Below are 23,928 nucleotides of genomic sequence, written 5' to 3'. Positions count from 1 at the left end.
CTTTTGGGGGCGGCGCCACCCTGCGGGAGGGCGCGATGCTCACGATCACCGGCCTGTCCAAGCGCTACGGGGAAACCGTCGCGCTGGAGCGGGCGACCATTCCATTCCGGGCGGGAACCGTCCACACCATCCTGGGCGAGAACGGCTCGGGCAAGAGCACGCTGGTCAAGCTTCTGTCCGGGATCGTCCTGCCCGATGCCGGCGAGATCGCGCTTGATGGCCGCCCGGTGACGGCGCGCAGCCCGGCCGCCTTTCAAGCCGCGGGCTTCGCAACCGCCTTTCAGGAAGTGCTGATCGCGCCCGACCGCAGCGTGACCGACAACATTCTGCTGGGCCTGGACGGGCTGTTCGCCCGTCGCGTCCCCCGGCATGAGCGGCGGGACCCTGCAGCGACAGTGCTGGCGCGCTTCGCCCGGACGGCGATCGACCTTGACGCACCCGCCGGGTCGCTGGCGCTGGCCGCGCAGCAGCTGGTGGTGCTGGCGCGCGCCCTTGCACGGGATCCGCGTGTCCTGATCCTGGACGAGATCACCGCCGCGCTGGATTTCGCGGACCGGGAATCGGTCTTTTGCCTGCTGCGTGAACAGGCCGCAGCGGGCTGTCTGATCCTGCTGATTACCCACCGCATGGACGAGGTGATGGCCCTGTCCGACGATATCTCGATCCTGCGGTCGGGGCGCGTCGTCACGACCCAGCCCCGCGACGGCTCGACCCCGGCCGAATTGCTGCGCCTGATGGCGCCGCAGACCGCCACGGAACTTGAGAGGCATCATGGCTGATCCTGTGCTGACCGTCAGCGACATGTCCCTGCGTCCGGGGGCAGTGCCCCTGTCCACGACCCTGCGACCCGGAGAGACCCTGGGCCTTGCCGGGCTGGACGGCCACGGGCAGGGCATGTTCCTGCGCCGACTTGCCGGGCTGGAGCGCACGGGGGGAACCGTTGAGCTTGGCGGAAATGCCATCGCCTCGTTCCGGGACGCCGAACGCAACGCTGTCGTCTATGTGCCGCGCGACCGGCGCTCGACCGGGATCTTTCCGGGGCTGTCGATCCTCGACAATTTCGCCATTGCGACCCCCGGCCGCGACCGGCGGGGCCCGCTGATCAGCGCCCGCGCGCGTCGCGCCCGCTATGAGGGCTGGAAGGAGCGGCTGAAGATCGTCGCCCCCAGCCCGGAGGCGCCGATCACCGCCCTGTCCGGCGGCAACCAGCAAAAGGTGCTGCTGGCCCGCGCACTGGCCCGCGACCCAAGGGTGCTTTTGCTGAACGACCCCACGCGCGGGGTCGACGTGGCGACGCGGCATGTCCTTTACGATCTTTTCGCCGAGCTTGCGGCCGGGGGGATGGCGCTGGTCATCCTGTCATCCGAGATCGAGGAAATCCTTGTCCTCTGTCACCGTGTTCTGGTCTTCCGCGAACACGCCCTTGCCGCCGAAATGAAGGGAGAAGCGATGCGGACGGAAAGCGTCATCGCCGCCATGTTCGGGAGGGCGGCATGACCCGCTTGCTTGGTCGCCAGGGCTTTGCCCTGGGTATTCTTGTCGTCCTGCTGGCGGCGAACCTGGCGATGAACCCCGCACGGTTCGCGCCATCCGCCTGGGGCACGCTTCTGGGCATGGCCGCGCCGCTGATCGGGGCGGCGCTGGCATCGACGCCCGTCATCCTTGCGGGGCGGGGTGGCATCGACATCTCGGTCGGGCCTGTGATGGGGCTGGTCAGTGCGGTCGTCATCAAGCTGCTGTTCCTTGGGGCGGGTATCTCGTCGCCCTTCGTGCTTTGGCCAGCCGCCCTGCTGATCGGTGCCGCGATCGGGGCGTTCAATGGGTTCATGGCAACGGTGGTGCGCGTCCAGCCCATCGTCGCGACGCTTGGCACCTATCTGATCCTGGGCGGGCTGACCCTGACCATCCTGCCCGCGCCTGTCGGTCCCGCGCCCGAATGGCTGAAGGCGATGTCGGGGGCGTGGAGCTTTCTGCCGCTGGGCATCATCGCTCTGCTTTGGTGGGGTCTGACGCGGACGCCATTCCACGACCAGCTGATGGCGACGGGCAGCGACGATCGCGCCGCCTATACGGCGGGGGTGCCGGTCAGCCTTGTCCGGTTTCTGGCCTATGTGCTGACCGGGTTGCTGGCTGGCGCGGCGGGGATGATGCTGACGGCGCTGATCGGTTCTGCCGATCCCAAGGTCGGCGCGAACTATACGCTGATCGCCATTGCGGCGGTCGCGCTTGGCGGGGTCAGCCTTGCCGGCGGCAAGGGCGGCCTTCTGGGTGCCGCAATTGGCGCGGTCGATATCTTCCTGCTGCAAAGCCTGCTGACCGCCTTCAACGTCTCGACCTATGTCCTGCAGGTCGCTTACGGCGCGATCCTTGTTTCCGCCGTTGTTCTGATCGCCTTGCAGGACCGCAGCGCGAAAAGGAGCCACGCATGAACCGTCCCATGTCCCTGCGGCTTGACGGAATGCGGGGCCGCGTTCTTGGCGCCTTTGCCGTGGCGCTGGTGCTGCACGCGATTGGCACCGCGCTGATCCCCGGCTATTCTGCGCCCTTCGCGATCCGGGCGATGCTGGTCATCGCGGCGCTGCTGGCCGTGGCCTCGGTCGGGCAGACGCTGGTGGTGATCCTGGGCGGGATCGATCTGTCGATTCCCTTCGTCATCGGCTTTGCCAATGTCGTCGCGGCGCAGCTTTACGGACAGGGCTGGCCCTTTGTGCTGGTCTGTCTGGTCGTCCTTGGCCTTGCCGCGCTGATCGGGGCCGCGAACGGGGCGCTGTCGCGCGGGCTGAACATCCACCCGCTGATCGTCACCCTTGGGCTGGGGATGATCGTGCAGGGTCTGGTCCTGATCTGGACCAAGGGTTTTCCCTCTGGTTCCGCGCCCAAGGCGGTTTCGGCGTTTGTGTCGATTGGCGGTTCGTTCGGCCCACTGCCGGTGCCCGCGCTGATCCCGGCGCTGCTGGTCCTGACGGTGCTGATCGTGCTGGTCCTGGAGCGGACCCCCTATGGCCGCCAGCTTTATGCGTTGGGCTCGAATCCCGGCGCGGCGCCCTATGCGCTGATCCGGCCGTTGCGCATCTGGACCGTGACCTTTGCCGCTTCGGCCGTTTTTGCTGCGCTGGCGGGGGTGCTGCTTCTGGGCTTCACCGGCTCGGCTTATGGCGATGTGGGCCAGCCCTACCTGTTCCAGACCATTGCCGCGGTCGTCGTCGGCGGGGCGGCGCTGGTCGGGGGGCGCGGCAACTTCGTCGGCACGTTGGCGGGAGTTCTGGTTCTGACCGAGATCAATACCCTGCTGATCGGACTGGGCTTCCAGCCGGCCTCGGTCCAGGCTGCGTTCGGGGCGATCATCCTGCTGCTCGTGTCGCTTTACGGGCGTGAACGCCATTTCCGAACCACTGTCTGATTACTGGAAAATCCATGCGACTGACCGATTGTCACAATTTCCACGACTTCCGCCGCCTTGCCCAACGCCGCCTGCCCGGACCGATCTTCAACTATATCGATGGCGGCGCCGATGACGAGCAGACGCTGCGCCGAAACTCGGCCGCCTTCGGGGGCGTGGATCTGGTGCCGGGCATCCTGCGCGGGGTCACGGATGTCGACCTTTCAGTAACGACGATGGGGCAGAAGCTGGACCTGCCGGTCTATCTGTCGCCGACGGCATTGCAGCGCCTGTTCCACCATCAGGGCGAGCGCGCGACAGCCGCCGCGGCCGAAAAATTCGGGACGATGTTTGGCGTGTCCTCGCTTGGAACCGTGTCGATGGAGGAACTGGCCCGCAAGCATCGCACTCCGCAATGCTATCAGTTCTACTTCCACAAGGATCGCGGACTGAACCGGGCGATGATGCAGAAGGCCAAGGAATCCGGGATCAAGGTGATGATGCTGACCGTGGACAGCATCACCGGCGGGAACCGCGAGCGTGACTTGCGGACCGGCTTCTCGATCCCGTTCCGGCTGACGCTGGGGGGTATGGCGCAATTCGCGATGAAGCCGATGTGGGGCCTGAACTACCTCACGCATGAGAAGTTCAGCCTGCCGCAACTGGACGCGCATATCGACATGCAGGGCGACAGTCTGACCATCGGCCGCTATTTCACCGAGATGCTGGACCCCTCGATGACCTGGGACGACGTTGCCCTGATGGTGCGCGACTGGGGCGGAGAGTTCTGCCTGAAGGGCGTGATGAGCACCGAAGACGCCCGGCGCGCGGCCGAGATCGGTTGCACCGGCATTGTCCTGTCGAACCATGGCGGGCGGCAGCTTGACGGCTCTCGCACCGGCTTTGACCAGCTGGACGAGATCGTGCAGGCCGTCGGTGACCGGCTGGACGTGATGATGGATGGCGGCGTCCAGCGCGGAACCCATGTGCTGAAGGCGCTGAGCCTGGGCGCCAAGGCGGTCGGGCTGGGGCGCTTTTACCTGTATGCCCTTGCAGCGGCAGGGCAGGCCGGGGTCGAGCGGGCGCTGACGCAGATGAGGGCCGAACTGCTGCGCGACATGCGCCTGATGGGGGCGCGCAGCGTCGCGGACCTTGGCCCCGACAACCTGCGCTTCCGCTGACGGCAGGGACGGACTGCCCGCTCGGGAAGTTCGCATATGAAATAATCTCTCACAAATAAAAATTGTGTTGAGGCATCGCGCGAAATCGACAAGGATTTTGGCGAGAGGATCCCGGCAGATTCGAATGCGATTCTGCCGGGGTCGGGGACTATCTGGAACGAAACCGCCCCGTCCGCACTGGAGCCTGGGACGGTGGAACGTCGCGCATGTGCGCGACCGACCCCGCATGGCCGACCGCAAAGGCCGCCACGACATGGGAGGAGAACCCACATGAGACTGTTCAAGATGCTTGCGACGGCAGCGGCAATCGCGTTGACCCTGCCCGCCATCAGCCATGCAGACACCAAGAAGCTGCGCTTCACCACCTCGCAGGTGAATCCCGACGAGCCGATCGTGCGCGCGATGAAGACCTTTGCCGAGCGGGTGAGCACCCGCACCGAAGGTCGGCTGGAGCTTGAAGTCCTGACCGGCGACCAGCTTGGCCCGCAGAAGAAGGTCAATGAGATGATCGCCAGCGGCGCCACTTTGGTCAGCGCGACCGACTATGGCCAGCTGTCGACCTTTGTCCCCGATGTGGGTGTGATTGCCGGCCCCTATGTCTTCAAGGACGTTGCCGCGGCCGACAAGCTCTTCGCCGCGCCGGTGTTCAAGGACATGGAGGCAGAGCTTGAGGCCAAGGGCTTCAAGGTTCTGATGCCCTCGGGCCTGTTCGGGCTGCGTCATGTCATCGGCCCGAAAGCCTATCGCACACCTGCGGACATGGCCGGGGTGACGATCCGCGTGCCCAGTTCGCCCGTGATGGTGGCAACCTTCACCGCCTTCGGCGCGCGTCCGACCGAACTGCCCTGGGGTGATGTCTATAACGCGCTGCAATCGAACGTCGTCGATGCGGCCGAGGCGCCCTTCGGTTCTGCCGCCGGGGCCAAGCTGCAGGAGACCCGCAAGGTGATCTCGAAGACCGGGCACCAGATGATGTTCACCGCCTGGGTGACCAACAAGTCCTTCTTCGACGGGCTTGACCCCGCGGACCAGCAGGCCCTGCTGGAAGAGGGACAGACCATCGCCAAGGAACTGACCGCGATGACGCTGGAAACCGATGAACGCTATGCCAAGGACCTGCAGGCGCAGGGCGTTGAGATCGTCGGTGACGTCGATGTCGCCGCCTTCCAGGACGCTGCCAAGAACGCGTTCGACGCGGTGCCGGGCCTGACGCCGGGCATCGTCGACAAGGTTCGCGCCGCCGTCGCGAATTGATCCGGGCGACCGCGCGGCCATCCGGTCCCGCGCGGTCTTCCGCGGAATCACCAAGGAGCATCTGAAATGACAGAGCAGCCTTACGGCCGCCTTCTGCAATGGAAGCGCTGGGACGAGGTTGTGTCGACTGCGGCGATGATCGTCATCGTCCTGTCGATCACCTGGGGCGTGGTCAGCCGGTATATCCTGCCGACCCCTGCCGCCTGGACATATGAACTGGCAAGCCTTGCCTTTGCATGGCTTGTCTTTTTCGGCGCGGTCACGGGGGTCCGGCTGGGCACCCATGCCGCCATCGACGTTCTGGTCGACGCGCTTCCGATGGGCTTTCGCAGGGGTGTCGCCTGGTTCAACTATCTGCTGCTGGCCCTGCTGTTCGTCCTGCTGGCGGTCCTGTTCACGAAACAGGCGATCGCTTCGGCCGGGGTGCACAGCGTCGCGCTGAACATGTCCCGCGCCTGGTATTACGGCCCGTTGGCCATCGCCTCGGCCGGGCTTTTCGTCCAACACCTGCTGTCCGACCGCCCCTGGCGGCGCGAGACCCTGGAACGCCACGCGGATCCGATCATATGACCTTCCTGCACCTTGCCGGTCCGGCGCTTGTCGTGACCTTGCTGTTTCTGCTGCGCACTCCGATCACCTGGGCCATGGCCATCGGCGCGCTGTCGTTCTTCGTCCTGAACATGGACATGATCCCGCTGTCGAACTTCGCCCAGGAAATGGCCGAGGGCAGCCAGTCCGTCTCGCTTCTGGCGCTGCCGCTGTTCGTGCTCGCCGGCTGCATCATGAACGCCTCGGGCATCACGCGGCGGCTGATCAACCTGGCCGACGTGCTGGTCGGGCACATGGTCGGCGCATTGGCGCAGATGTGCACGATCCTGGGCGTGCTGCTGGGCGGGCTGACCGCGTCGAGCAACGCGGATGCGGCGATGCTGTCCAAGACCCTTGGCAACCAGATGGTCCGCAAGGGGTATTCCCCGGCCTTTGCCGCCGTCATCACCTCGTCCGCGTCGATCATTACGGCGCTGATCCCGCCCTCGATCGGGCTGATCATCTATGGCTATTTGTCCGAGACCTCGATCGGCCGCCTGTTCGCCGCGGGGCTGCTGCCCGGCCTGGTGCTGGCGGTCGCGCTGATGCTGACCACGCGCATCGTGGCCGGAAGGCGCGGCTATCTGCCGCAGCGCACCACCCGTGCCACCAAAGCCGAGCTGCGCTCGGCCTTCTTCGACGGGCTGTGGGCATTGTCCATTCCGGTCGTGATCCTGGGCGGCACGCGCTATGGCCTGTTCACCACGACCGAATCCGGCGCGATCGTGGTGCTTTACGTGCTGTTCATCTCGATCTTCGTCTATCGCGAGATGCGGTGGAGGGATCTGCCCGAGGTCATGGCCGAGGCCGCGCGCGATTCCGCGACGGTCATGATCATGATCTGCGCCGCCGCCGCCTTCGGCTTCTATCTCAGCTGGGAAGCGGTGCCGCAAAGCCTGTCGAGCTGGATCGAGGGCGTGACCAGCAACCCGCTGCTGATGCTGCTGTTGATCAACGTGGTGCTGATCGTCCTTGGGACCGCGATCGAGGGGTCGGCCGCGCTGATCATCCTGACGCCGATGCTGATGCCGATCGTGACCAAGGTCGGGATCGACCCGGTACATTTCGGCATCGTCTTCATCACCAACCTGACCATCGCGGGGATCACCCCGCCGGTCGGGGGGATGATGTATATCTCATCCCAGATCCTGCGCGTCTCGATGATGGAATACGCCCGAGAGGTGCTACCCTTCCTGCTGGCGATGACGATCGTGCTGGTGGTGTTGAGCGTCTTTCCGCAGATCTCGCTGCTGCTGCCGAACCTCATCTATGGCTCGTCGGTGCCGATGCCCTGAACCATGCCTGCCGCGCCGGTTTGCGGTGCGGCAGGTCTGCCGGGACCGCGCTGGCCGGGCTAGAAATCCAGTCCCAGATCCAGCGTGCCAGCGGAATGGGTCAGCGCACCGACCGAGATATAGGATACCCCCGTCGCCGCGACCTCGGCCACCCGCGACAGGCGCATGTTCCCCGATGCCTCCAGCACCAGCCGGTCGCCCGTCATCGCCACGGCTTCGGCCAATGTCGGCGTGTCCATGTTGTCCAGAAGCACGACATCGGCCCCGCCTTCGTCAAGCACCTCGGCCAGCTGGTCCAGGCGGTCGACCTCGATCTCGACCCGGACCATGTGCGAGGCGCGCGCCTTGACCGCCTGCAGGACGGGTCGGACGCCGCCTGCCGCTGCGATGTGGTTGTCCTTGATCAGGATCGCGTCCGAAAGCGAATAGCGGTGGTTGAAGCCCCCGCCATGCAGGACGGCCTGCTTTTCCACCATCCGCAAGCCGGGCGTGGTCTTGCGGGTGCAGGTGATGCGGGCGCGGGTGCCGCGCGTCTGGGTCACGAATGCGGCGGTCTGGGTCGCGATGCCGGACAGGCGCCCCGCGAAGTTCAGGGCCACCCGCTCGGCGGACAGGATCGAGGCGGCCTCGCCCTCGATCTCGACCAGCGTGTCGCCCCTGTCGAAGGAGGTGCCGTCGGGGACAAGCACGCGGACGGCAAGAGCCGGATCGACCAGCCGAAAGGCGATGGTCGCCACCTGCATCCCCGAGGCAACGCCGCTTTCCCGCGCGACGATCCGGGCCGTGTATCGCGTTCCGGCCGGGATCACCGTGCGCGTCGTCAGGTCGCCATAGCTGCCCAGATCCTCAAGCAGCGCGGCGCGCACCAGCGGTTCAAGGATCATGTCGGGAAATGCGGGTTGGGCAGTCATGCGATTTCCTTGAGATTGCGGCGCAGGGACAGGGCTTCGGCCAGCGTGATCCGCGTGCGTCGTCCGGTCGGTCCGTCGGATGCCGGATGATCGCTGCGGAAATGTCCGCCCCGGCTTTCTCGGCGCGCCAAGGCGGCGGCGGCGATCAGCGTGGCGGTGGCGGTCATGTTCAGAAGTGCGGGGCAATCGGGTTGTGCCGCCTCGACCCTGGCGATCTCGGCAAGGCAAGAGGACAGGCCATCAGCATCGCGGATGACGCCCGCGCCCGCGGTCATCGCCAGCCGCAGCCGACGGATCAGGGCCGGATCCGGCAGGGGCGCGTCGGGCAGGGGCGGCAGAATGACCGGCGGGGCGGCGGTCGCCGGCACCTTTTCCGCAATCGATGCGGCACAGCGCGCAGCAAAGACCAGCGCTTCGAGCAATCCGTTCGAGGCAAGGCGGTTGGCCCCATGCAGTCCGGTCGACGCGACCTCGCCACAGGCCCACAGGCCGTGCAGGCTGGTGCGTCCCTCGGCATCGGTCGCGACCCCGCCCATGTGGTAATGCGCGGCTGCGGCGACGGGGATCGGCACGCGCATCGGGTCGATCCCGGCGCGGGCGCAGGCCGCCGCCACGGCGGGAAACTCGTCCAGGACGCGGGGGCCAAGGCAGGTCCGGGTGTCCAGCGCGGGACGCAATCCCGCCTGGCTTTGGGCGTGGATCGCGCGGGCGACGATGTCGCGCGGCGCCAGCTCGGCATCAGGATGCAGGGTCGTCATGAACCGCTCGCCGCGGGCGTTGACCAGATGCGCGCCTTCGCCCCGCAGCGCCTCGGTCGCCAGCGGGGCCGGATCCTCGCCGCTGTCGATCGCAGTGGGGTGGAATTGCACGAATTCCGGATCGGCGATGACCGCGCCCGCGCGGGCCGCCATGCCAAGGCCCTGTCCGGTGATCGCGGGCGGGTTGGTCGTCACCGCGTAAAGTCCGCCAGATCCTCCGGTCGCCAACAGGATGGCGGGTGCCAGAAGGGTGATCTCGCGCGATCCGCTGGCACGGGAAAGCCGGATGCCCACCACGCGGTTTCCCCGGACTTCAAGTCCCGAGGCGACGATCCCTTCGATCACCTGCACCGACGGGGTGGCGCGCACGGCGGCAACCAGCGCCTGCATGATCGCGGCGCCCGCTTGATCGCCCTTGACCCGGACGACGCGGGCGGTGCCATGCGCCGCCTCTCGCGACAGCAGGTATTCGCCAAGCGGAGAGCGGTCGAAAGGCGCGCCAAGCTTCGCGAGATGGCGGACATGATCCGGAGCCGCGCCGGTGACCAGTCGCGCGATTGCAGGATCGACCAGCCCGGCCCCCGCGCGCATCGTGTCCTCGGCATGGGCCGCCGGGCTGTCACCCTGGCCCATCGCCGCGGCGACGCCTCCCTGCGCCCAGGCCGAACTTGCGCCATGGCCCAGCGGGCCGGGTGAGACGACCAGAACCGGGCGCGGCGCAAGGCGCAGCGCGGCCGACAGGGCGGCAAGCCCCGCACCCAGAATGACGATGCGGTCCGTTGCCAGTGTCACGCGGCCAGCCGTTGCGACAGGTCGATCATGCGCTGGACGGCACGGCGGGCGGGCTCGGCGACGGCCGGATCGACCTCGACCGCGCCGGTCATCGAATGCAGGGACCAGAGCACCTTTTCCAGGGTGATCTTCTGCATATAGGGGCACATGTTGCAGGGCCCGAGGAACTCGACATCGGGCAGCGAGTCCGAGATGTTGCTGGCCATCGAGCATTCGGTGACCAACATCACCTGCCGGGGCATCTCGCGTTCGACCCAGGACTGGATGCCCGAGGTCGAACCGGCGAAATCCGCCTCGGCCACCACTTCGGGCGGGCATTCGGGGTGGGCGATGATCTTCAACCCCGGATTCCAGTCGCGGAAGTCGCGCAGATCCTGCGCGGTGAACTGCTCATGCACGATGCAGGCGCCATCCCACCAGACGACGCGCTTTTGCGGCACCTGCCGTGCGACATTCTGCGCGAGCCACTTGTCCGGCGTCATGATGACCGTGTCGCCTTCCATCGCGGCGACGATCTGGGCGGCATTGGCCGAAGTGCAGCAGATGTCCGAGGCGGCCTTTACCTCTGCCGTGGTGTTGACATAGCTGACGACCGGCGCGCCGGGATAGCGGGCGCGCATCTGCGCGATGCCGTCTGCTGTGATGCTTTCCGCCAATGAACATCCCGCCTGCATGTCCGGCATCAGCACGGTCTTTGCCGGGTTCAGGATCTTCGACGTCTCGGCCATGAAATGCACGCCGCATTGGACAATCACCTGCGCCTCGACCTCGGTCGCCCTGATCGCAAGTTGCAGGCTGTCGCCCACGACGTCGGCAATGCCGTGATAGATCTGCGGGGTCATGTAATTATGCGCCAGAACGACCGCGTTCCGGTCCTTCTTCAGCTGGTTGATCGCGCGAACATAGGGCGCGTGTATGGCCCAGTCGACCAGCGGCATGACGCGTTCCATGCGGGAATGCAGGTCCGACATTTCGGTCGCCAGCGTCAGCGAGGGTTCAAGGTCGTAATGCGATCGCAATTCGCCCCGGATATCGGTCAGGTCCAGCATGACACCCCCTCGCTTGCCACGAATTCGGCACGAGGCCGCTTGCTGGTCCCGCTGCATAAGGTTGAGGTAACGTCAAAGCAACAGATTTGCGGCGGTGCGGCACGAATTCATGCGCCACGCGAGAATCAGGATTCGCGCGGCAGCGCTGCCCCGGCGGTATCTGGAATCGGTTGGACCGCAGAAAATCCTTTCCAAACTTTCACAGTCTGGGGTTGAGGCGCTTCCCAATTTCTCGCCCAAGCTCATGGGACTGCGGGAAAACCCGCCTTCCCTTCGAATTCTTCGCATGTCGCTGAAAAAAAACAGGTGACGAAGGGCGGTTCGCGGCTAAACTGTGCGCGTGATCAGTATCCGGTCTGCTTTTGCGAGGCCACTCAAGTGACCAATTCACCCATTTATGTTACGCGCCCCGTTCTTCCATCGCTCTCCGAAATCTTACCTTTTCTCGAAAGGATCTGGGGCAGCCGGATCCTGACGAACAGCGGCCCGCTGCTGCAGCAATTTGAAGCAAATCTTGCAAGCTATCTGGGTGTCGAACACCTGACGGTGGTCTGCAACGCTTCGCTGGGGCTGGTCCTTGCCTTGCGATTGTATGGAATCACCGGCGAGGTCATCACCTCGCCCTTTTCGTTCGTGGCCACCTGCCACGCGATCCGCTGGGCCGGGGCGAAGCCGGTTTTCGCGGACATCGATCCCCATACGCTGAACCTTGACCCTGCCGCGGTCGAGGCGGCGATCACGCCGCAGACCCAGGCGATCATGGCGGTGCATTGCTATGGCGTTCCCTGCGATACCGAGGGGTTGGCCGATGTCGCACGCAGGCACGGGCTTCGGCTGATCTATGACGCGGCCCATGCCTTCGGGGTGCGCAAGGGCGGACAACCGGTGGTGGCGCAGGGCGACCTTTCGGTGATCAGCTTTCACGCGACCAAGGTCTTCAACTGCTTCGAAGGTGGTGCGATCGTCGCGCCCGATCTTGAAACCAAGCAGGCGCTGGACCGGCTTGCCAATTACGGCATCGTTGATGAGGTGACGATCACCGATGTCGGCCTGAACACCAAGATGAGCGAGCTTCACGCCGCCGTCGGGCTGGCCCTGCTGCCCCGCATGAACGAGATCATCGCAGCGCGTGATGACATCGCGAACCGCTATTGGCAGGCGCTGGCGCAGATTCCGGGCATTCATTGCCTGTGCCCGCCGGGGCAGCCGGGGCACAATTCCTATGCCTTCCCGATCCGGGTGGGGCAAGATTACCAGCTGTCCCGCGACGGGCTTTACAACAAGTTGCGCGAACACGGGATTCACGCGCGTCGGTATTTCTATCCGCTGATCTCGGACCTGCCGGCTTATCGCGACCTGCCTTCGGCCCGGCCCGAGGGGCTTGCCTTTGCCCGGCCCGCGGCCGAGGAAATCCTGTGCCTGCCGCTTTACCCTGATCTGCCGGCGGCTGATCAGGACCGCATCATCGACATCATCAGCCGGCCATGCTGAACAGCGCGCTGATCTCGCGCAACCTGTCCCGGCTGCTGCGGCGGGGTCCCGGCGATCTGGCCAGCCAGGCGATCGAGCGCAGGGAGCTGTGCCCGATCGAGGATGTCGAACGCCCACCCGCCATTTATCCCGCGGGTGCGTTGGACAAGGTGTCGTCCCTGTCGCCCTGGCGGGATTGGGATACCGAGCGCGGCTTGATCGAGGGGACACCGCTGCGCCATGCCGCGACCGAAGCGCTCGTCATCCCGCAAGTGACACTGGCCGGAGCCTACCTGTATCGCGGCCAGGCCAAGGAGCGGATCGGCATCGGCCCTGCCCGGATGCTGGACCCGGACCTGCCCACCAGTGTCCTGATCCCCGAGGCGCATCTTGTCTCGACCTGGACCGGTGCGGATTTCTTCGGAAACTTCATGCAGGACAGCCTTGCGCTGGAACTGATCCCCGAACAGGGGGTCCATCGCGTCGGGGCGCCAACCAAGCCCTATCTGCACGAGGCGGGATACCGCGCACTGCTGAACCTGCCCACACCCCCAAAGCCACGCCATGCCCGGATCGGGCGGCTGGTGATGTATCGGGACTTTTCGCAAAACAGCTTCAAGCGGGCGCGATATGACGAATTGCGCGCCAGGCTGCGCGTTGCGGCAGGGGGCGGGGCGGCTGCGCCGGGCATCTTCCTGCGGCGCGGCTCGGCGCATGGCTCTCCGCGGCGGCTCGTCAACGAAGAGGATATTGCCGAAACACTGGCCGCGCTGGGGTTCGACATCATCGACCCCGAGCAGATGGATGCGGCAAGCATCGCGCGGCGCGCGCTGGATGCGCCGGTCGTTGTCGCGGTGGAAGGCAGTCACCTGGGACATGCGATATATACACTCGCGGCCGACGGGGCGCTTCTGGTGATCCAGCCTCCCGACCGCTTCGCCATGCCCTACAAGGAAGTGACGGACTGTCTGGGGATGCGGTTCGCCTTTGTCGTGGGCAGCCCCGCCGAGGGCGGGTTTACCGCTGACCCGAATGAAATTCGCCAGATGCTGGAGCGCCTGACATGAGGGGAGACATCCCGGAAGGTCCGACCGAACTGATCCTGCTGCCCTCGCTTCGGGCGCAGCGGGGGCCGAATGGCGGGTTGATCCTGACCCGCAAATACATGGAGGGGGCGGCGGAATATGCCCGCCACTGGCCCGGTCCCGTCACCAGCCTGGTCCGGCTGGACGATCATGCGACGACCGACATGGACCATGTCGAATACATGCCGGGCGAGGGCGAGACACCGCTTGAACTGCGCCCCGAAGATGGCGAGGCGCTGGCGCGGCGCCTGTCCGATGCGGCGGTGGTCATCCCCTTCCTGGCCCGCACCGAAGGGCCGATGCTGGATGTCTGCACGCGCATCGGCGTGCCCGTGGTCTTCGTCACCGAATATTCACCCCGGACCGAACGGCAGATCCTTGCCGCCGAACAGGTCGCCCCCCTGCGACGGATGCGTCGAAAGCTGTGGCTGTGGCGGACCGAGAACATCCGCCGCAAGATGCTGGGCCGGGCGGCCGGGCTGCAATGCAGCGGCACCCCCACGCTCGAGAATTATCGCGGCCTTTGCGAAGATACGCTGCTGTTCTTCGACAACCGCGTCCGTGCGGCCGAGGTTATCTCGGAACAGGCGCTGTCGGACAAGGTCGCGCGGCTGCGGCGTGGCGATCCGCTGCGGTTGGTTTTCGGCGGGCGGATGGTGTCGATGAAGGGTGTGTTGGAACTGCCCCGCATCGGTGCCGAACTGAAGCGCATGGGTGTTCCGTTCATCTTCGACATCTACGGCTCCGGTCCGCTTCAGGACGAATTGCAGCGTCGCATCGCGGCTGAGGAATTGCAGGATTCCATGACCCTGCGGGGTGTTCTGGATTTCCAGACCGGCTGGGTTCCCTATCTGCGCGAAGAGCCCGACATCTTCGTCTGCTGCCACACGCAGGGCGATCCCTCGAGCACCTATCCCGAGGTCATGTCCTGCGGCGTTCCCATTGCGGGCTATGGCAATGACGCGTTTCGCGGCATTGTCGAGGCGTCAGGCTCTGGCTGGCAGGTTCCGATGTTCGACGCCCCGGCGCTTGCGAAAACCATCGCGGGCCTGCACCAGGATCGAGAGCAGATCGCCACGGCCGCACGAAGGGCGCGAGAATTCGCGCAGAAGCACGTCTTCGAAGTGACCTTTGCGGCGCGCACTTCACACTTCATCCGCTGCAGCCGCTTGCCCGCGATGCTGAAGTCGCTGCACGCTTGATCTGTCGGGCCGCGGCACGTCGGCTCAGGTCGTGCCGGCTTGTGCCCCGTCGGTCGGCCCGGCATCGGGATATTCCTGCCTGATCCGCTCGCTCAGGCTTTGGACAAAGTCCAAGGCAACGGGCAGGGGCGCCCGGCTTGGCGGAAAGATCGCGTCAAAGACGAAATCCAGCCGCGGCGTCAGGGGCCGGGCCTCGATCCCGCGATGGGCAAAGGCCGCGGCGGTGAAGGGATCGCAGATCGCCACGCCCAGCCCTGACGAGACGAAACCGCAAGCGATTTCGGACAGAGGTGTATCGGCGCGGATATTGACCTTGACCTGATGGACGTCCAGCGAAAGATCGATGGCCGCGCGCCCCGTGGCCGAACCGGACAGGCTGATGAAATCCTCTCCGTCAAGGTCGCGGATGCGGATGCTGTCCTGCGCCGCCAGTCGATGGCCACTGGGAACCACCACCACGCGGGGTACGGGGGGCAGGCGGATGCTGGTCAGTCCCGCCGATGACATCGGACTTTCGGTAAAGCCCAGGTCGCATTGGTTGTTCAGCACCATGTCGACGACCATGGGCGAGATGACGCCCATCAGCGACAGGTAAAGATGCGGCCGCGTCGCCAGATAATCGCCCGCGAAACGGGGCAGGTACCCGTTGATCAATGCCGGAAGCGCCGCAATCCGCAGACTGCCCGAGCGGCTGTCGCGGATCTTCTGCGCCGACTGCTTGATCCGGTCCAGTCCGACGAAAGAGCGCTCGACTTCGGTATAAAAGGCGATGGCAGCGGCGGTGGGCTCCAGCCCCGAGCCGCGCTTTTCGAACAGGGTCATGCCGATATTGCCCTGCAGATCGTGGATCAGCCGGCTGACGGCGGGTTGGCTGACCCCCATCAACCGCGATGCGCTGGTCACGCTTCCGGCAAGGATGACGGACCGGAATGCCTCGATCTGGCGATGGTTGATGCGCATTTCTGTCCCGGATGATCATAACATATGCGTATGATGTATGAATAATTATTCATTTGACGAATGTGTTGTCAATTGCCGAGATATGACGGAATTCCACGCGTTGGAAATAATTGGCACAACAGACCGGACCAGACGAATGAAGATTGCCCGAACCTTGCTGCTTGGCAGCGCTTTCATGCTGACGCTGACCGCTGTGGCCCAAGCCGAGTCAAAGACGCTTTATATCGGCGGCTATGGCGGATCGTTCGAAAAGACCATGCGCGAACAGGTCATCCCGGCCTTTGAAAAGGCCCATGACGTCAAGGTCGAATATGTCGCCGGGAACTCGACCGACACGCTGGCCAAGATCCAGGCGCAGAAATCGGCGCCGCCCTTCGATGTCATCCTGCTGGATGACGGCCCGATGTATCAGGCAATCCAGCTGGGCGTCTGCAAGCCCCTTACCGACCTGCCAGTCGATCAGCTTTACGACATCGCCCGCTTCCCCGAGGACAAGGCCGTCGCGGTCGGCGTCGTCGGTACGGGTCTGATGTACAACAAGGATTATTTCGACAAGCAGGGCTGGCCGGCGCCGACCTCGTGGGCGGACCTGGCCGATCCGAAATACAAGGGCAAGGTGGTCATTCCGCCGATCAACAACACCTATGGCCTGCATGCGCTGATCATGGCCGCGAAGATGAATGGCGGCGGAGAAGAGAAGATCGACCCCGGCTTCGATTTCTTTATCGACAAGGTCAATGACAACGTCCTGGCCTATGAGCCGTCGCCCGGCAAGATGACCGAACTGTTCCAGTCCGAACAGGCGGTGATCGGAGTCTGGGGAACGGGCCGCGTCCATTCCTTTGCCAAGACAGGGTTCCCGGTGGCCTTCGTCTATCCCAAGGAAAAGGCGGTCACTCTGCTTGCGGTCGCCTGCGCGGTCGAAAAGCCCGATGCCTCGCCCCTTGCCAATGAATTGGTCAAGGAAATGCTGACCCCGCACGTTCAGGACCTGATGGTCAGCGAATACGGCTATGGCCCGGTCAACAAGAACGTCGAGGTTCCCGAAGCGGCGCGCGAGTTCATCCCCAGCGGCGACACGGTGGACCAGCTTTACAACGCGGATTGGAACGTCATCAACGCCGAGCGCGAAAACTGGACCAAGCGCTGGAACCGCGAAGTCGAACGCTGAGACAACAAGGCAGGAAGAAGGCCCAGTCCGTCGACGGGCGGGGCCTCTGCTCTGTGCCAGCCGGTCGTGACGCCCTTTCCGCCTTTCAATTATGGCGTCTGCCATCGGAAAGGCCTGTCGCGATGTGGGCCAGACAGCAGACAGGAGGATATTTCCATGGGGTTCCTTGAACTCTCGGGCGTGAACAAGCGCTTTGGCGAACAGATCGCGGTCGAGGATTTCTCGCTTTCGGTCGAGAAGGGCGAGTTCATCTCGTTGCTGGGGCCGTCGGGATGCGGCAAGACCACGACGCTGCAGATGATCGCGGGTTTTCTTGAACCAAGCGGCGGAACCATCCGGCTGAATGGTCGCGATCTGGCGCAGGTGAAGCCGGCCAAGCGTGGGCTGGGCATCGTGTTCCAAAGCTATGCACTGTTTCCGCACATGACTGCGGCCGAGAACGTGGCCTTCGGCCTTGAAATGCGCGGTATCGCCAGGGCAGAGCGCGCCGGTCGCGTCAGCGAGGCGATGCAAATGGTGGGCCTTGCCGGTTACGAAGACCGCTATCCGCGCCGCATGTCCGGGGGCCAGCAACAGCGCGTGGCGCTGGCCCGGGCGCTGGTCTTCAAACCCGAAGTCCTGCTGCTGGACGAGCCGCTGTCGAACCTGGACGCGAAGATGCGCGAGGACATGCAGATCGAACTGCGCCGCCTTCAGCGCACCATCGGCACCACCACCATCCTTGTCACCCACGACCAGCAAGAGGCGCTGGCCCTGTCGGACCGCATCGTGGTGATGAGCAGGGGCCGGATCGAGCAGATCGGTACGCCCTTCGAAACCTATGAGAACCCGGCCAGCCGCTTTGTTGCGGGCTTCCTGGGCAAGACCAACGATTTCGCAGCGCTAAACGAGTCCGGCGCGATCCGTTGCGGCGGCGTCGTCCTGTCCGCGCCGGAGGGATTGTCGCCGGGCGCCGTCACCCTGTCGCTGCGTCCGGAAAAGATCTTCTTCGCCGAACAGGGCCTTGCCGCCGAGATCCGCAACCGCGTCTTTCAGGGCAATGCATGGCTTTACCAGTGCGACACCGAGGCCGGTCCGGCGATGGTCATCCGCCAGAATGATGGTGCCCCGCCGGTTGGCGAGGGACAGAAGGTCTTCCTGAACTGGCACGGCTCCGATGCGGTGCTGCGGGCAGGGGACCGGTGATGCAGAAGACACCGTGGGGCAAGGCCCTGGCGCTGCTGGCGCCCGCGACATTGCTTTTCGTCGCGGTGGTCATCATTCCGCTGGCGATGACGGTCCTGCTGTCGCTTTACAGCTGGGGCCAATATACCGGCATCGTCGAGACCCTGACGCTGGAGAATTGGCGAGAGGTCCTGAGCGACCCCTATTTCGGCGAGATGTTCCTGCGCACGCTGCGGATCTCGCTTCTGGCCACGCTTCTTGCCGCAGTGGTCGGCGCGCCCGAGGCCTATATCCTGAACCGCATGGACCGACGCTGGAAGGGGTTCTTCCTGCTGATCATTCTTGGGCCTCTGCTCATGTCGGTGGTGGCGCGGACGCTGGGCTGGGCGCTGCTGTTCGGCGGCGCGAACGGAGTCGCCAACCAGGCGTTGATGAAGATCGGCCTGATCGACGCGCCCCTGCCTTTCATGTTCACCGAAACCGGCGTGGTCATCGCGCTGGCCCATGTCATGATGCCCTTCATGGTGCTTTCGGTCTGGACGGCGCTTCAGCGCCTTGATCCGCAGATCGAGAACGCTGCGCTTTCGCTGGGGGCCGGGCAGGCCACGGTAATTCGCCGGGTCATCATTCCCCAGATCATGCCGGGGATCCTGTCCGGGTCGATCATCGTCTTCGCGCTCTGCGCCTCGGCCTTTGCGACGCCTGCCATCATCGGGGGGCGCCGGCTGAAGGTGGCGTCGACGCTGGCCTATGACGAATTCCTGAACACGCTCGACTGGCCCTTGGGCGCGACCGTTGCCGTCCTGCTGCTGATTGGCATCGTGCTGATCATCGTCGGCTGCAATACCCTTGTCGAGCGCCGCTATTCCGAGGTCTTCAAATGAGCCGGAACGGACCCATCGCCCTGATCTTTCACACGCTGTTCGTGATCTTCATGATCGCGCCCATCGTGGTCGTGTGCCTGGTCGCCTTTACGCCCGAGGGCTTTCTGTCGCTGCCGACGAACGGCTTCTCGCTGCGCTGGTTCCGCGAGATCGCCAATTACCCGGAATTCACGCGGGCCTTCCTGACCAGCCTGAAGCTGGGGACGCTGTCCTCGACCATCGCGGTGGCGATTGCGGTTCCGGCTGCGCTGGCGATTGCGCGCTACAAGTTTCCCGGTCGCGGCGCGTTGTCGGCGCTGTTCATGTCGCCGCTGATGATCCCGCATGTGGTTTTGGGGATCGCATTCCTGCGCTTCTTCTCGATCGGCGGGTTGCAGGGCACGATGACGGTGCTGGTCATATCGCATGTCGCCGTCGTCTTCCCCTTTGCCCTGCGCCTGACGCTGGCGGCGACAACCGGGATGGATCGGTCGCTTGAGATGGCGGCACTGTCGATGGGGGCCAGCACCTGGACCATGTTCCGCCGCGTGACCCTGCCCCTGATCCTTCCCGGCGTCATCAGCGGATGGGCGCTGTCCTTCATCCAGTCCTTCGACGAGGTGACGATGACGGTCTTCCTGGCAGCGCCGGGGACCGAGACGCTGCCGGTTCGCATGTTCCTGTATGTCCAGGACAATATCGATCCGCTGGTCACATCCGTTTCCGCGGTGGTGATCGCCTTGACCATGGCCGTGCTGATCCTGCTCGACCGAATTTACGGGCTGGAAGCCATTCTTTCCGGCCATAGCGACAAGAACCGTTAGGGAATTACCGATGCGAACCGATTACGACGTCGCCGTCGTCGGCGGCGGCCTTTTGGGGGCTGCCATCGCCTGGGGGCTGGGACGCCTTGGCCAGAAGGTCTGCGTGCTGGACGAAGGCGACATCACGATACGCGCCTCGCGCGCGAACTTCGCGCTGGTCTGGGTGCAGGGCAAGGGTCTGGGCATGCCCGCGTATGCGGGGTGGAGCTTTGGCGCCTCGCACCTGTGGCCGCAGCTTGCGCAAGAGCTGAAGGACCAGACCGGCCATGATGTCTGCTATCAGCGTCCGGGCGGCTTCCTGATTGCCCTTGGCGAACGCGAGCTGGGTGTGCGCAGCGATATTTGCCGGCGGATGATGGCGCAGGGTGTGCCCGACGGCTATCGCATGGAAATGGTCAGCCGCGAGGAACTGGCGCGGCTGGTCCCCGAGATCGGTCCCGAGGTCAGCGGTGCCAGCTATAACCCCGCGGACGGGCATGTGAACTCGCTGCGCGCCTATCGTGCTTTGCACGAGGGGATGCGGTTGTTCGGCGTGGATTATCGGCCGGGCGCCACGGTCGAGCGTGTTGATTACCGCGGTGGAGAGTTCAGCCTGACGACTGCCACCGGTCCCGTCACCGCCGGCAAGGTGGTTCTCGCGGCCGGAAATGGCAATCAGCGGCTTGCCCCTCAGGTCGGGCTTTTCGCGCCGATGGCCCCGACGCGCGGCCAGATCCTTGTCAGCGAGCGGACCGAGCCCTTCCTGCACTATCCCTTTGGCACCATCCGCCAGACCGACGAAGGCACCGTGATGATGGGCGACAGCAAGGAGGACTTCCTTGATGACCGCGTCGCACGCCTGCCGGTCAGCGCAGTGATCGCGGATCGTGCGCGCCGCACCCTGCCTCGGCTGGGTCGACTGAACGTGGTGCGCAGCTGGTCGGGCATCCGCGTCATGACGCGCGACGGCTATCCCGTCTATGACCAGTCGCTAAGCTGTCCGGGCGCGTTCGTGACATGCTGCCATTCGGGCGTGACGCTTGCTTCGCAGCATGCATTCCAGATTGCCGCGATGATCCGTGACGGCGCGCTTGATCCCGGCCGGGTCGCGCCCTTTTCGGCGCGCCGCTTCGACGACGCCCCCGCCACGCTTTGACCGACAGATCCGCAGGAAAAGCCATGTACAGATCCGCGATTCAGGATGACCGGGCCCCGGTCCAGATTTTCATTGGGGGGCAAAGCTTCACGGCGCGCGAAGGCGATACCGTAGCTGCGGCGCTTCTGGCTTCGGGGCTGGATGTGCGCCGGGCCACGGCAGTCAGCGGCGCGCCGCGGCTGCCCTATTGCATGATGGGCGTCTGCTTCGAGTGTCTCGTGACCATCGACGGGGTCGGGAACCGGCAGGGCTGCCTGATCCCGGTCGCGCCGGGCATGCAGGTCGAAATCCAGAAAGGCAAAAGGGAGCTGGGCAAATGAGCCGCCCGATGCACGAAACTTATGACGTCGTGGTGATCGGGGCCGGTCCTGCCGGGATCGCTGCCGCCACTACCGCCGCGGGCAATGGCGCGCGCACCCTGCTTCTGGACGAGAATGCCGGTCCCGGCGGACAGGTCTGGCGCGCGATCACCAGCACGCCGGTCAAGCAGCCCTCGATCCTGGGCGAAGATTATTGGGCGGGCCGCTCCGAGGTCGAGGCCCTGCGCAAAAGCGGGGCCGAGATCATCCATGGCGCGACTGTCTGGTCGCTGGACCCCTCGCTTGAGATCGCAATCTCGATCGGGGGTGGCTCGTCCTTTGTCCGCGCCGGACGCGTGATCGTCGCCACCGGCGCGCAGGAGCGGCCCTTTCCGATTCCCGGCTGGACGCTTCCCGGCGTGATGACCGCCGGGGCGGCGCAGACGCTGATCAAGAATGCGGGTCTTGTTCCCGATGGTCGGCTGGTCATCGCAGGACAGGGGCCGCTGCTTTGGCTGCTGTCGGCTCAGATCCTGCGCCTAGGCGGCAAGATCGACCGCATCCTTGACACGACGCCGCGCGGCAATCTTGGCACCGCCCTGCCGCGCGCCCTGCCGTTCCTGACCTCGCCCTATCTGGTGAAGGGGCTGAAGATGATGCGCGAGGTTCGGCGCCAGACCCGCATCGTCAAGAATGTCGAGATGATCGAGGCCCTTGGCGACGGCCAGCTTGCCTCGGTCCGCTACAGCGCGGGCGGCAAGACCGAAACCCTGCCTGCCGATCTTCTACTGCTGCATCACGGTGTCGTTCCGAACGTGAACCTGGCGATGGCCGCCGGGGTCAGGCACGAGTGGAACGAGGTGCAGCTGTGCTGGACGCCCGTGCTGGATGGCAATGGTCAGTCCAGCGTCGAGGGGATTTACGTCGCGGGCGATGGCGCGGGGATCGGTGGCGCGCTGGCGGCACTGGAACGCGGTCGGATCGCGGCGCTTGCCGCACTGAAGGCGCTTGGCCGCAATGTCCCGGCGGGGGGCGAAGCCAGCGCCCGCAGCGCCTTGGGCCGGGCCGAGAAGGGGCGTGAGTTCCTTGATCTGCTGTATAAACCCGCGTCACAGTTCCGCATCCCGCAGGGCGACACCATCGTTTGCCGCTGCGAAGAGATCCGCGCCAGCGACGTGTTGAAGGCGGTCGAGACCGGAGCGACCGGCCCGAACCAGGCCAAGGCCTATCTGCGCACGGGCATGGGGCCCTGTCAGGGGCGGCTGTGCGGGCTGACCATGACCGAACTGATGGCCAAGGCGCGGGGTACCACCCCGGCAGAGATCGGTTACTACCGGTTGCGGGCACCGGTGAAGCCGGTCTCGCTGAACGAATTGGCCGATCTTCCCCCTGATGCCGATGCGATCAAGGCCGTGGTGCGCGAGTGACGCGACGCGACGCGATCATCATCGGCGGCGGCATCCACGGCTGCTCGACCGCGCTTCACCTTTGCCTCAGGGGGCTGAGGCCAGTCCTGATCGAAAAGGACTATGCCGGTCGCCATGCCTCGGGGGTGAATGCCGGGGGCGTAAGGCAGCTGATGCGCGATCTGGCCGAGATTCCCCTGTCGATCCGCTCGATGGGAATCTGGGAAGGGATCGACGAGCTTCTGCACGACGATTGCGCCTTTGACAGCCATGGCCAGATTCTCGTCGCAGAGACGGCCGAGGATCTTCGGATGTGCGAGGAGCGCGTCGCCACCCTGAACCACCATGGCTTTACCCACGAGGAACTGATCCCGGTCCAAGAGGTGCGCGACCTGCTGCCCGCCGTGGCCGAAACCTGCACCGGCGGCGTCATCTCGCGCCGGGACGGTGCGGCCCAACCCGCCCGCACCACGACCGCATTCCGCCGCCGCGCCGAACAACTGGGGGCGCAGGTGATCGAGGGCGCGCGCGCACAGAATGTCCGCCGCGAGGGAGGGCTTTGGCGCGTGGACATTGCCGGAGACAGTTTCGAGGCGCCGGTCCTTGTCATCGCGGCGGGCGCCTGGGGCGGTGAATTTGCTGCCCAGATGGGCGAACCGGTCAGGATGCAGGCGGTCGCGCCGATGCTGATGATCACCTCGCGCGTGCCACATTTCATCGACCCCGTGGTGATCCTGCGCAGCCGCAAGCTGTCCTTCAAGCAATTTCCGAACGGCACCGTCCTGATCGGCGGCGGCCATCTGGGCAGTGCCGATCTGGCAAGCAACCGCACCATCCTGGATTGGCGCAAGCTGCATGAAAGTGCGCGCACCGTCTTTGATCTGTTCGAGGTCATGCGCGAGGCCACCATTGTCCGCGCATGGGCCGGGATCGAGGGCAAGATGGTCGATGACCTGCCCGTCCTAGGCCCCTCGACGCGGCACAAGGGACTTTTCTATCAGTTCGGCTTCTCGCTTCACGGTTTCCAGCTGGGACCGGGCGCAGGCGCAGTCATGGCCGAGCTGATCGCCGATGGTCGCACGCCGACCGACATTTCGGGCCTGTCCATGGCCCGCTTTCATCCCCAAACCTGAAGAGAGAGA

General features: G+C 65.1%; 23 protein-coding genes. 19 read left to right on the top strand and 4 right to left on the bottom strand.

Translation table 11 applies throughout. The features are described 5' to 3' along the window. Positions 1-35 precede the first annotated feature (35 nt). The 8 genes from ACO2Q4_RS05965 (at position 36) to ACO2Q4_RS05930 (ending at position 7,697) form a co-directional block, all read left to right on the top strand. Positions 36-779 (top strand): ATP-binding cassette domain-containing protein, encoded by a 744-nt coding sequence (locus tag ACO2Q4_RS05965; RefSeq protein WP_423318020.1) that lies wholly within the window; start codon positions 36-38, stop codon positions 777-779. Continuing rightward, the gene (locus tag ACO2Q4_RS05960; RefSeq protein ID WP_423318018.1) at positions 772-1,497 is read left to right on the top strand and encodes an ATP-binding cassette domain-containing protein; all 726 of its coding nucleotides are present in this window, start codon (positions 772-774) and stop codon (positions 1,495-1,497) included. The genes ACO2Q4_RS05965 and ACO2Q4_RS05960 overlap by 8 nt, the downstream gene beginning before the upstream one ends. Beyond that, on the top strand, positions 1,494-2,429 hold the full coding sequence (locus ACO2Q4_RS05955) for an ABC transporter permease (RefSeq protein ID WP_423318016.1): 936 nt from the start codon (positions 1,494-1,496) through the stop codon (positions 2,427-2,429). The genes ACO2Q4_RS05960 and ACO2Q4_RS05955 overlap by 4 nt, the downstream gene beginning before the upstream one ends. Then, positions 2,426-3,400, top strand: coding sequence for an ABC transporter permease (locus ACO2Q4_RS05950; RefSeq protein ID WP_423318014.1), 975 nt, complete (start codon positions 2,426-2,428; stop codon positions 3,398-3,400). Before ACO2Q4_RS05955 ends, ACO2Q4_RS05950 begins: the two co-directional genes overlap by 4 nt. A 14-nt stretch (positions 3,401-3,414) precedes the next feature. Then, positions 3,415-4,560: an alpha-hydroxy acid oxidase gene (locus tag ACO2Q4_RS05945; protein ID WP_423318012.1), complete on the top strand. Its 1,146-nt coding sequence runs from the start codon at positions 3,415-3,417 to the stop codon at positions 4,558-4,560. A gap of 270 nt (positions 4,561-4,830) precedes the next feature. Beyond that, complete coding sequence (locus ACO2Q4_RS05940; RefSeq protein WP_423318010.1) at positions 4,831-5,814, top strand: C4-dicarboxylate TRAP transporter substrate-binding protein; 984 nt, start codon at positions 4,831-4,833, stop codon at positions 5,812-5,814. Positions 5,815-5,880: 66 nt separating this feature from the next. Continuing rightward, the gene (locus tag ACO2Q4_RS05935) at positions 5,881-6,384 is read left to right on the top strand and encodes a TRAP transporter small permease (protein ID WP_311758084.1); all 504 of its coding nucleotides are present in this window, start codon (positions 5,881-5,883) and stop codon (positions 6,382-6,384) included. Continuing rightward, positions 6,381-7,697 carry a TRAP transporter large permease gene (locus tag ACO2Q4_RS05930; RefSeq protein WP_395135350.1) on the top strand — a complete coding sequence of 439 codons (1,317 nt, stop codon included), beginning with the start codon at positions 6,381-6,383 and terminating at the stop codon, positions 7,695-7,697. The genes ACO2Q4_RS05935 and ACO2Q4_RS05930 overlap by 4 nt, the downstream gene beginning before the upstream one ends. 59 nt (positions 7,698-7,756) lie before the next feature. Here ACO2Q4_RS05930 and nadC read toward each other — a convergent pair whose 3' ends face one another. From nadC to nadA, 3 genes are read right to left on the bottom strand one after another with little or no spacing between them, the layout of a single operon-like run. Beyond that, positions 7,757-8,608, bottom strand: a complete 852-nt coding sequence (nadC, locus tag ACO2Q4_RS05925; protein ID WP_423318007.1) for a carboxylating nicotinate-nucleotide diphosphorylase — start codon at positions 8,606-8,608, stop codon at positions 7,757-7,759. Continuing rightward, positions 8,605-10,158, bottom strand: a complete 1,554-nt coding sequence (locus ACO2Q4_RS05920; RefSeq protein WP_423318005.1) for an L-aspartate oxidase — start codon at positions 10,156-10,158, stop codon at positions 8,605-8,607. The genes nadC and ACO2Q4_RS05920 overlap by 4 nt, the downstream gene beginning before the upstream one ends. Beyond that, positions 10,155-11,207, bottom strand: coding sequence for a quinolinate synthase NadA (nadA, locus tag ACO2Q4_RS05915; protein ID WP_311758080.1), 1,053 nt, complete (start codon positions 11,205-11,207; stop codon positions 10,155-10,157). Before nadA ends, ACO2Q4_RS05920 begins: the two co-directional genes overlap by 4 nt. A 378-nt stretch (positions 11,208-11,585) precedes the next feature. Here nadA and ACO2Q4_RS05910 point away from each other — a divergent pair, with 378 nt between their 5' ends. From ACO2Q4_RS05910 to ACO2Q4_RS05900, 3 genes are read left to right on the top strand one after another with little or no spacing between them, the layout of a single operon-like run. Continuing rightward, positions 11,586-12,698 carry a DegT/DnrJ/EryC1/StrS family aminotransferase gene (locus ACO2Q4_RS05910; RefSeq protein WP_311758079.1) on the top strand — a complete coding sequence of 371 codons (1,113 nt, stop codon included), beginning with the start codon at positions 11,586-11,588 and terminating at the stop codon, positions 12,696-12,698. Continuing rightward, positions 12,692-13,744, top strand: a complete 1,053-nt coding sequence (locus ACO2Q4_RS05905; protein ID WP_423318003.1) for a glycosyltransferase 61 family protein — start codon at positions 12,692-12,694, stop codon at positions 13,742-13,744. Before ACO2Q4_RS05910 ends, ACO2Q4_RS05905 begins: the two co-directional genes overlap by 7 nt. Beyond that, positions 13,741-14,964, top strand: a complete 1,224-nt coding sequence (locus ACO2Q4_RS05900; protein WP_423318001.1) for a glycosyltransferase — start codon at positions 13,741-13,743, stop codon at positions 14,962-14,964. The genes ACO2Q4_RS05905 and ACO2Q4_RS05900 overlap by 4 nt, the downstream gene beginning before the upstream one ends. Positions 14,965-14,988: 24 nt before the next feature. Here the strand turns inward: ACO2Q4_RS05900 and ACO2Q4_RS05895 are convergent, their stop codons facing one another. Continuing rightward, entirely contained in the window at positions 14,989-15,924 is a 936-nt protein-coding gene (locus tag ACO2Q4_RS05895; RefSeq protein ID WP_311758076.1) for a LysR substrate-binding domain-containing protein, read from the bottom strand. A gap of 136 nt (positions 15,925-16,060) precedes the next feature. Between ACO2Q4_RS05895 and ACO2Q4_RS05890 the strand changes: the two genes are divergently transcribed. The 8 genes from ACO2Q4_RS05890 (at position 16,061) to ACO2Q4_RS05855 (ending at position 23,919) form a co-directional block, all read left to right on the top strand. Next, complete coding sequence (locus tag ACO2Q4_RS05890; RefSeq protein ID WP_395135341.1) at positions 16,061-17,095, top strand: ABC transporter substrate-binding protein; 1,035 nt, start codon at positions 16,061-16,063, stop codon at positions 17,093-17,095. A gap of 156 nt (positions 17,096-17,251) precedes the next feature. After that, on the top strand, positions 17,252-18,280 hold the full coding sequence (locus tag ACO2Q4_RS05885; RefSeq protein WP_423317998.1) for an ABC transporter ATP-binding protein: 1,029 nt from the start codon (positions 17,252-17,254) through the stop codon (positions 18,278-18,280). Continuing rightward, a complete protein-coding gene (locus ACO2Q4_RS05880) occupies positions 18,280-19,143 on the top strand; it encodes an ABC transporter permease (protein WP_311758073.1) in 864 nt (287 codons plus the stop codon). The genes ACO2Q4_RS05885 and ACO2Q4_RS05880 overlap by 1 nt, the downstream gene beginning before the upstream one ends. Further along, the gene (locus ACO2Q4_RS05875) at positions 19,140-19,946 is read left to right on the top strand and encodes an ABC transporter permease (RefSeq protein ID WP_423317995.1); all 807 of its coding nucleotides are present in this window, start codon (positions 19,140-19,142) and stop codon (positions 19,944-19,946) included. Before ACO2Q4_RS05880 ends, ACO2Q4_RS05875 begins: the two co-directional genes overlap by 4 nt. A 10-nt stretch (positions 19,947-19,956) precedes the next feature. Next, positions 19,957-21,081, top strand: coding sequence for an NAD(P)/FAD-dependent oxidoreductase (locus tag ACO2Q4_RS05870; RefSeq protein ID WP_423317993.1), 1,125 nt, complete (start codon positions 19,957-19,959; stop codon positions 21,079-21,081). Between the two features lie 23 nt (positions 21,082-21,104). Next, a complete protein-coding gene (locus ACO2Q4_RS05865; RefSeq protein WP_423317991.1) occupies positions 21,105-21,401 on the top strand; it encodes a (2Fe-2S)-binding protein in 297 nt (98 codons plus the stop codon). After that, positions 21,398-22,807 (top strand): NAD(P)/FAD-dependent oxidoreductase, encoded by a 1,410-nt coding sequence (locus ACO2Q4_RS05860; protein ID WP_423317989.1) that lies wholly within the window; start codon positions 21,398-21,400, stop codon positions 22,805-22,807. The genes ACO2Q4_RS05865 and ACO2Q4_RS05860 overlap by 4 nt, the downstream gene beginning before the upstream one ends. Further along, a complete protein-coding gene (locus ACO2Q4_RS05855) occupies positions 22,804-23,919 on the top strand; it encodes an NAD(P)/FAD-dependent oxidoreductase (protein ID WP_423317987.1) in 1,116 nt (371 codons plus the stop codon). Before ACO2Q4_RS05860 ends, ACO2Q4_RS05855 begins: the two co-directional genes overlap by 4 nt. Positions 23,920-23,928: the final 9 nt, after the last annotated feature.

It is taken from the genome of Paracoccus sp. KR1-242, assembly GCF_049446195.1.
GTDB classification, from domain to species: Bacteria; Pseudomonadota; Alphaproteobacteria; order Rhodobacterales; family Rhodobacteraceae; genus Paracoccus; species Paracoccus broussonetiae.
The sequence above is the reverse complement of the archived record's forward strand: the minus strand, read 5'-3'. Positions and strand labels throughout refer to the sequence as shown.

Excerpts from the sequence above, each read along its gene's own strand:
- ACO2Q4_RS05965 (WP_423318020.1), top strand. The coding sequence starts at position 36 with ATGCTCACGATCACCGGCCTGTCCAAGCGCTACGGGGAAACCGTCGCG.
- ACO2Q4_RS05960 (WP_423318018.1), top strand. The coding sequence starts at position 772 with ATGGCTGATCCTGTGCTGACCGTCAGCGACATGTCCCTGCGTCCGGGG.
- ACO2Q4_RS05955 (WP_423318016.1), top strand. The coding sequence starts at position 1,494 with ATGACCCGCTTGCTTGGTCGCCAGGGCTTTGCCCTGGGTATTCTTGTC.
- ACO2Q4_RS05950 (WP_423318014.1), top strand. The coding sequence starts at position 2,426 with ATGAACCGTCCCATGTCCCTGCGGCTTGACGGAATGCGGGGCCGCGTT.
- ACO2Q4_RS05945 (WP_423318012.1), top strand. The coding sequence starts at position 3,415 with ATGCGACTGACCGATTGTCACAATTTCCACGACTTCCGCCGCCTTGCC.
- ACO2Q4_RS05940 (WP_423318010.1), top strand. The coding sequence starts at position 4,831 with ATGAGACTGTTCAAGATGCTTGCGACGGCAGCGGCAATCGCGTTGACC.
- ACO2Q4_RS05935 (WP_311758084.1), top strand. The coding sequence starts at position 5,881 with ATGACAGAGCAGCCTTACGGCCGCCTTCTGCAATGGAAGCGCTGGGAC.
- ACO2Q4_RS05930 (WP_395135350.1), top strand. The coding sequence starts at position 6,381 with ATGACCTTCCTGCACCTTGCCGGTCCGGCGCTTGTCGTGACCTTGCTG.
- nadC (WP_423318007.1), bottom strand. The coding sequence starts at position 8,608 with ATGACTGCCCAACCCGCATTTCCCGACATGATCCTTGAACCGCTGGTG.
- nadA (WP_311758080.1), bottom strand. The coding sequence starts at position 11,207 with ATGCTGGACCTGACCGATATCCGGGGCGAATTGCGATCGCATTACGAC.
- ACO2Q4_RS05905 (WP_423318003.1), top strand. The coding sequence starts at position 12,692 with ATGCTGAACAGCGCGCTGATCTCGCGCAACCTGTCCCGGCTGCTGCGG.
- ACO2Q4_RS05900 (WP_423318001.1), top strand. The coding sequence starts at position 13,741 with ATGAGGGGAGACATCCCGGAAGGTCCGACCGAACTGATCCTGCTGCCC.
- ACO2Q4_RS05895 (WP_311758076.1), bottom strand. The coding sequence starts at position 15,924 with ATGCGCATCAACCATCGCCAGATCGAGGCATTCCGGTCCGTCATCCTT.
- ACO2Q4_RS05890 (WP_395135341.1), top strand. The coding sequence starts at position 16,061 with ATGAAGATTGCCCGAACCTTGCTGCTTGGCAGCGCTTTCATGCTGACG.
- ACO2Q4_RS05885 (WP_423317998.1), top strand. The coding sequence starts at position 17,252 with ATGGGGTTCCTTGAACTCTCGGGCGTGAACAAGCGCTTTGGCGAACAG.
- ACO2Q4_RS05880 (WP_311758073.1), top strand. The coding sequence starts at position 18,280 with ATGCAGAAGACACCGTGGGGCAAGGCCCTGGCGCTGCTGGCGCCCGCG.
- ACO2Q4_RS05875 (WP_423317995.1), top strand. The coding sequence starts at position 19,140 with ATGAGCCGGAACGGACCCATCGCCCTGATCTTTCACACGCTGTTCGTG.
- ACO2Q4_RS05870 (WP_423317993.1), top strand. The coding sequence starts at position 19,957 with ATGCGAACCGATTACGACGTCGCCGTCGTCGGCGGCGGCCTTTTGGGG.
- ACO2Q4_RS05865 (WP_423317991.1), top strand. The coding sequence starts at position 21,105 with ATGTACAGATCCGCGATTCAGGATGACCGGGCCCCGGTCCAGATTTTC.
- ACO2Q4_RS05860 (WP_423317989.1), top strand. The coding sequence starts at position 21,398 with ATGAGCCGCCCGATGCACGAAACTTATGACGTCGTGGTGATCGGGGCC.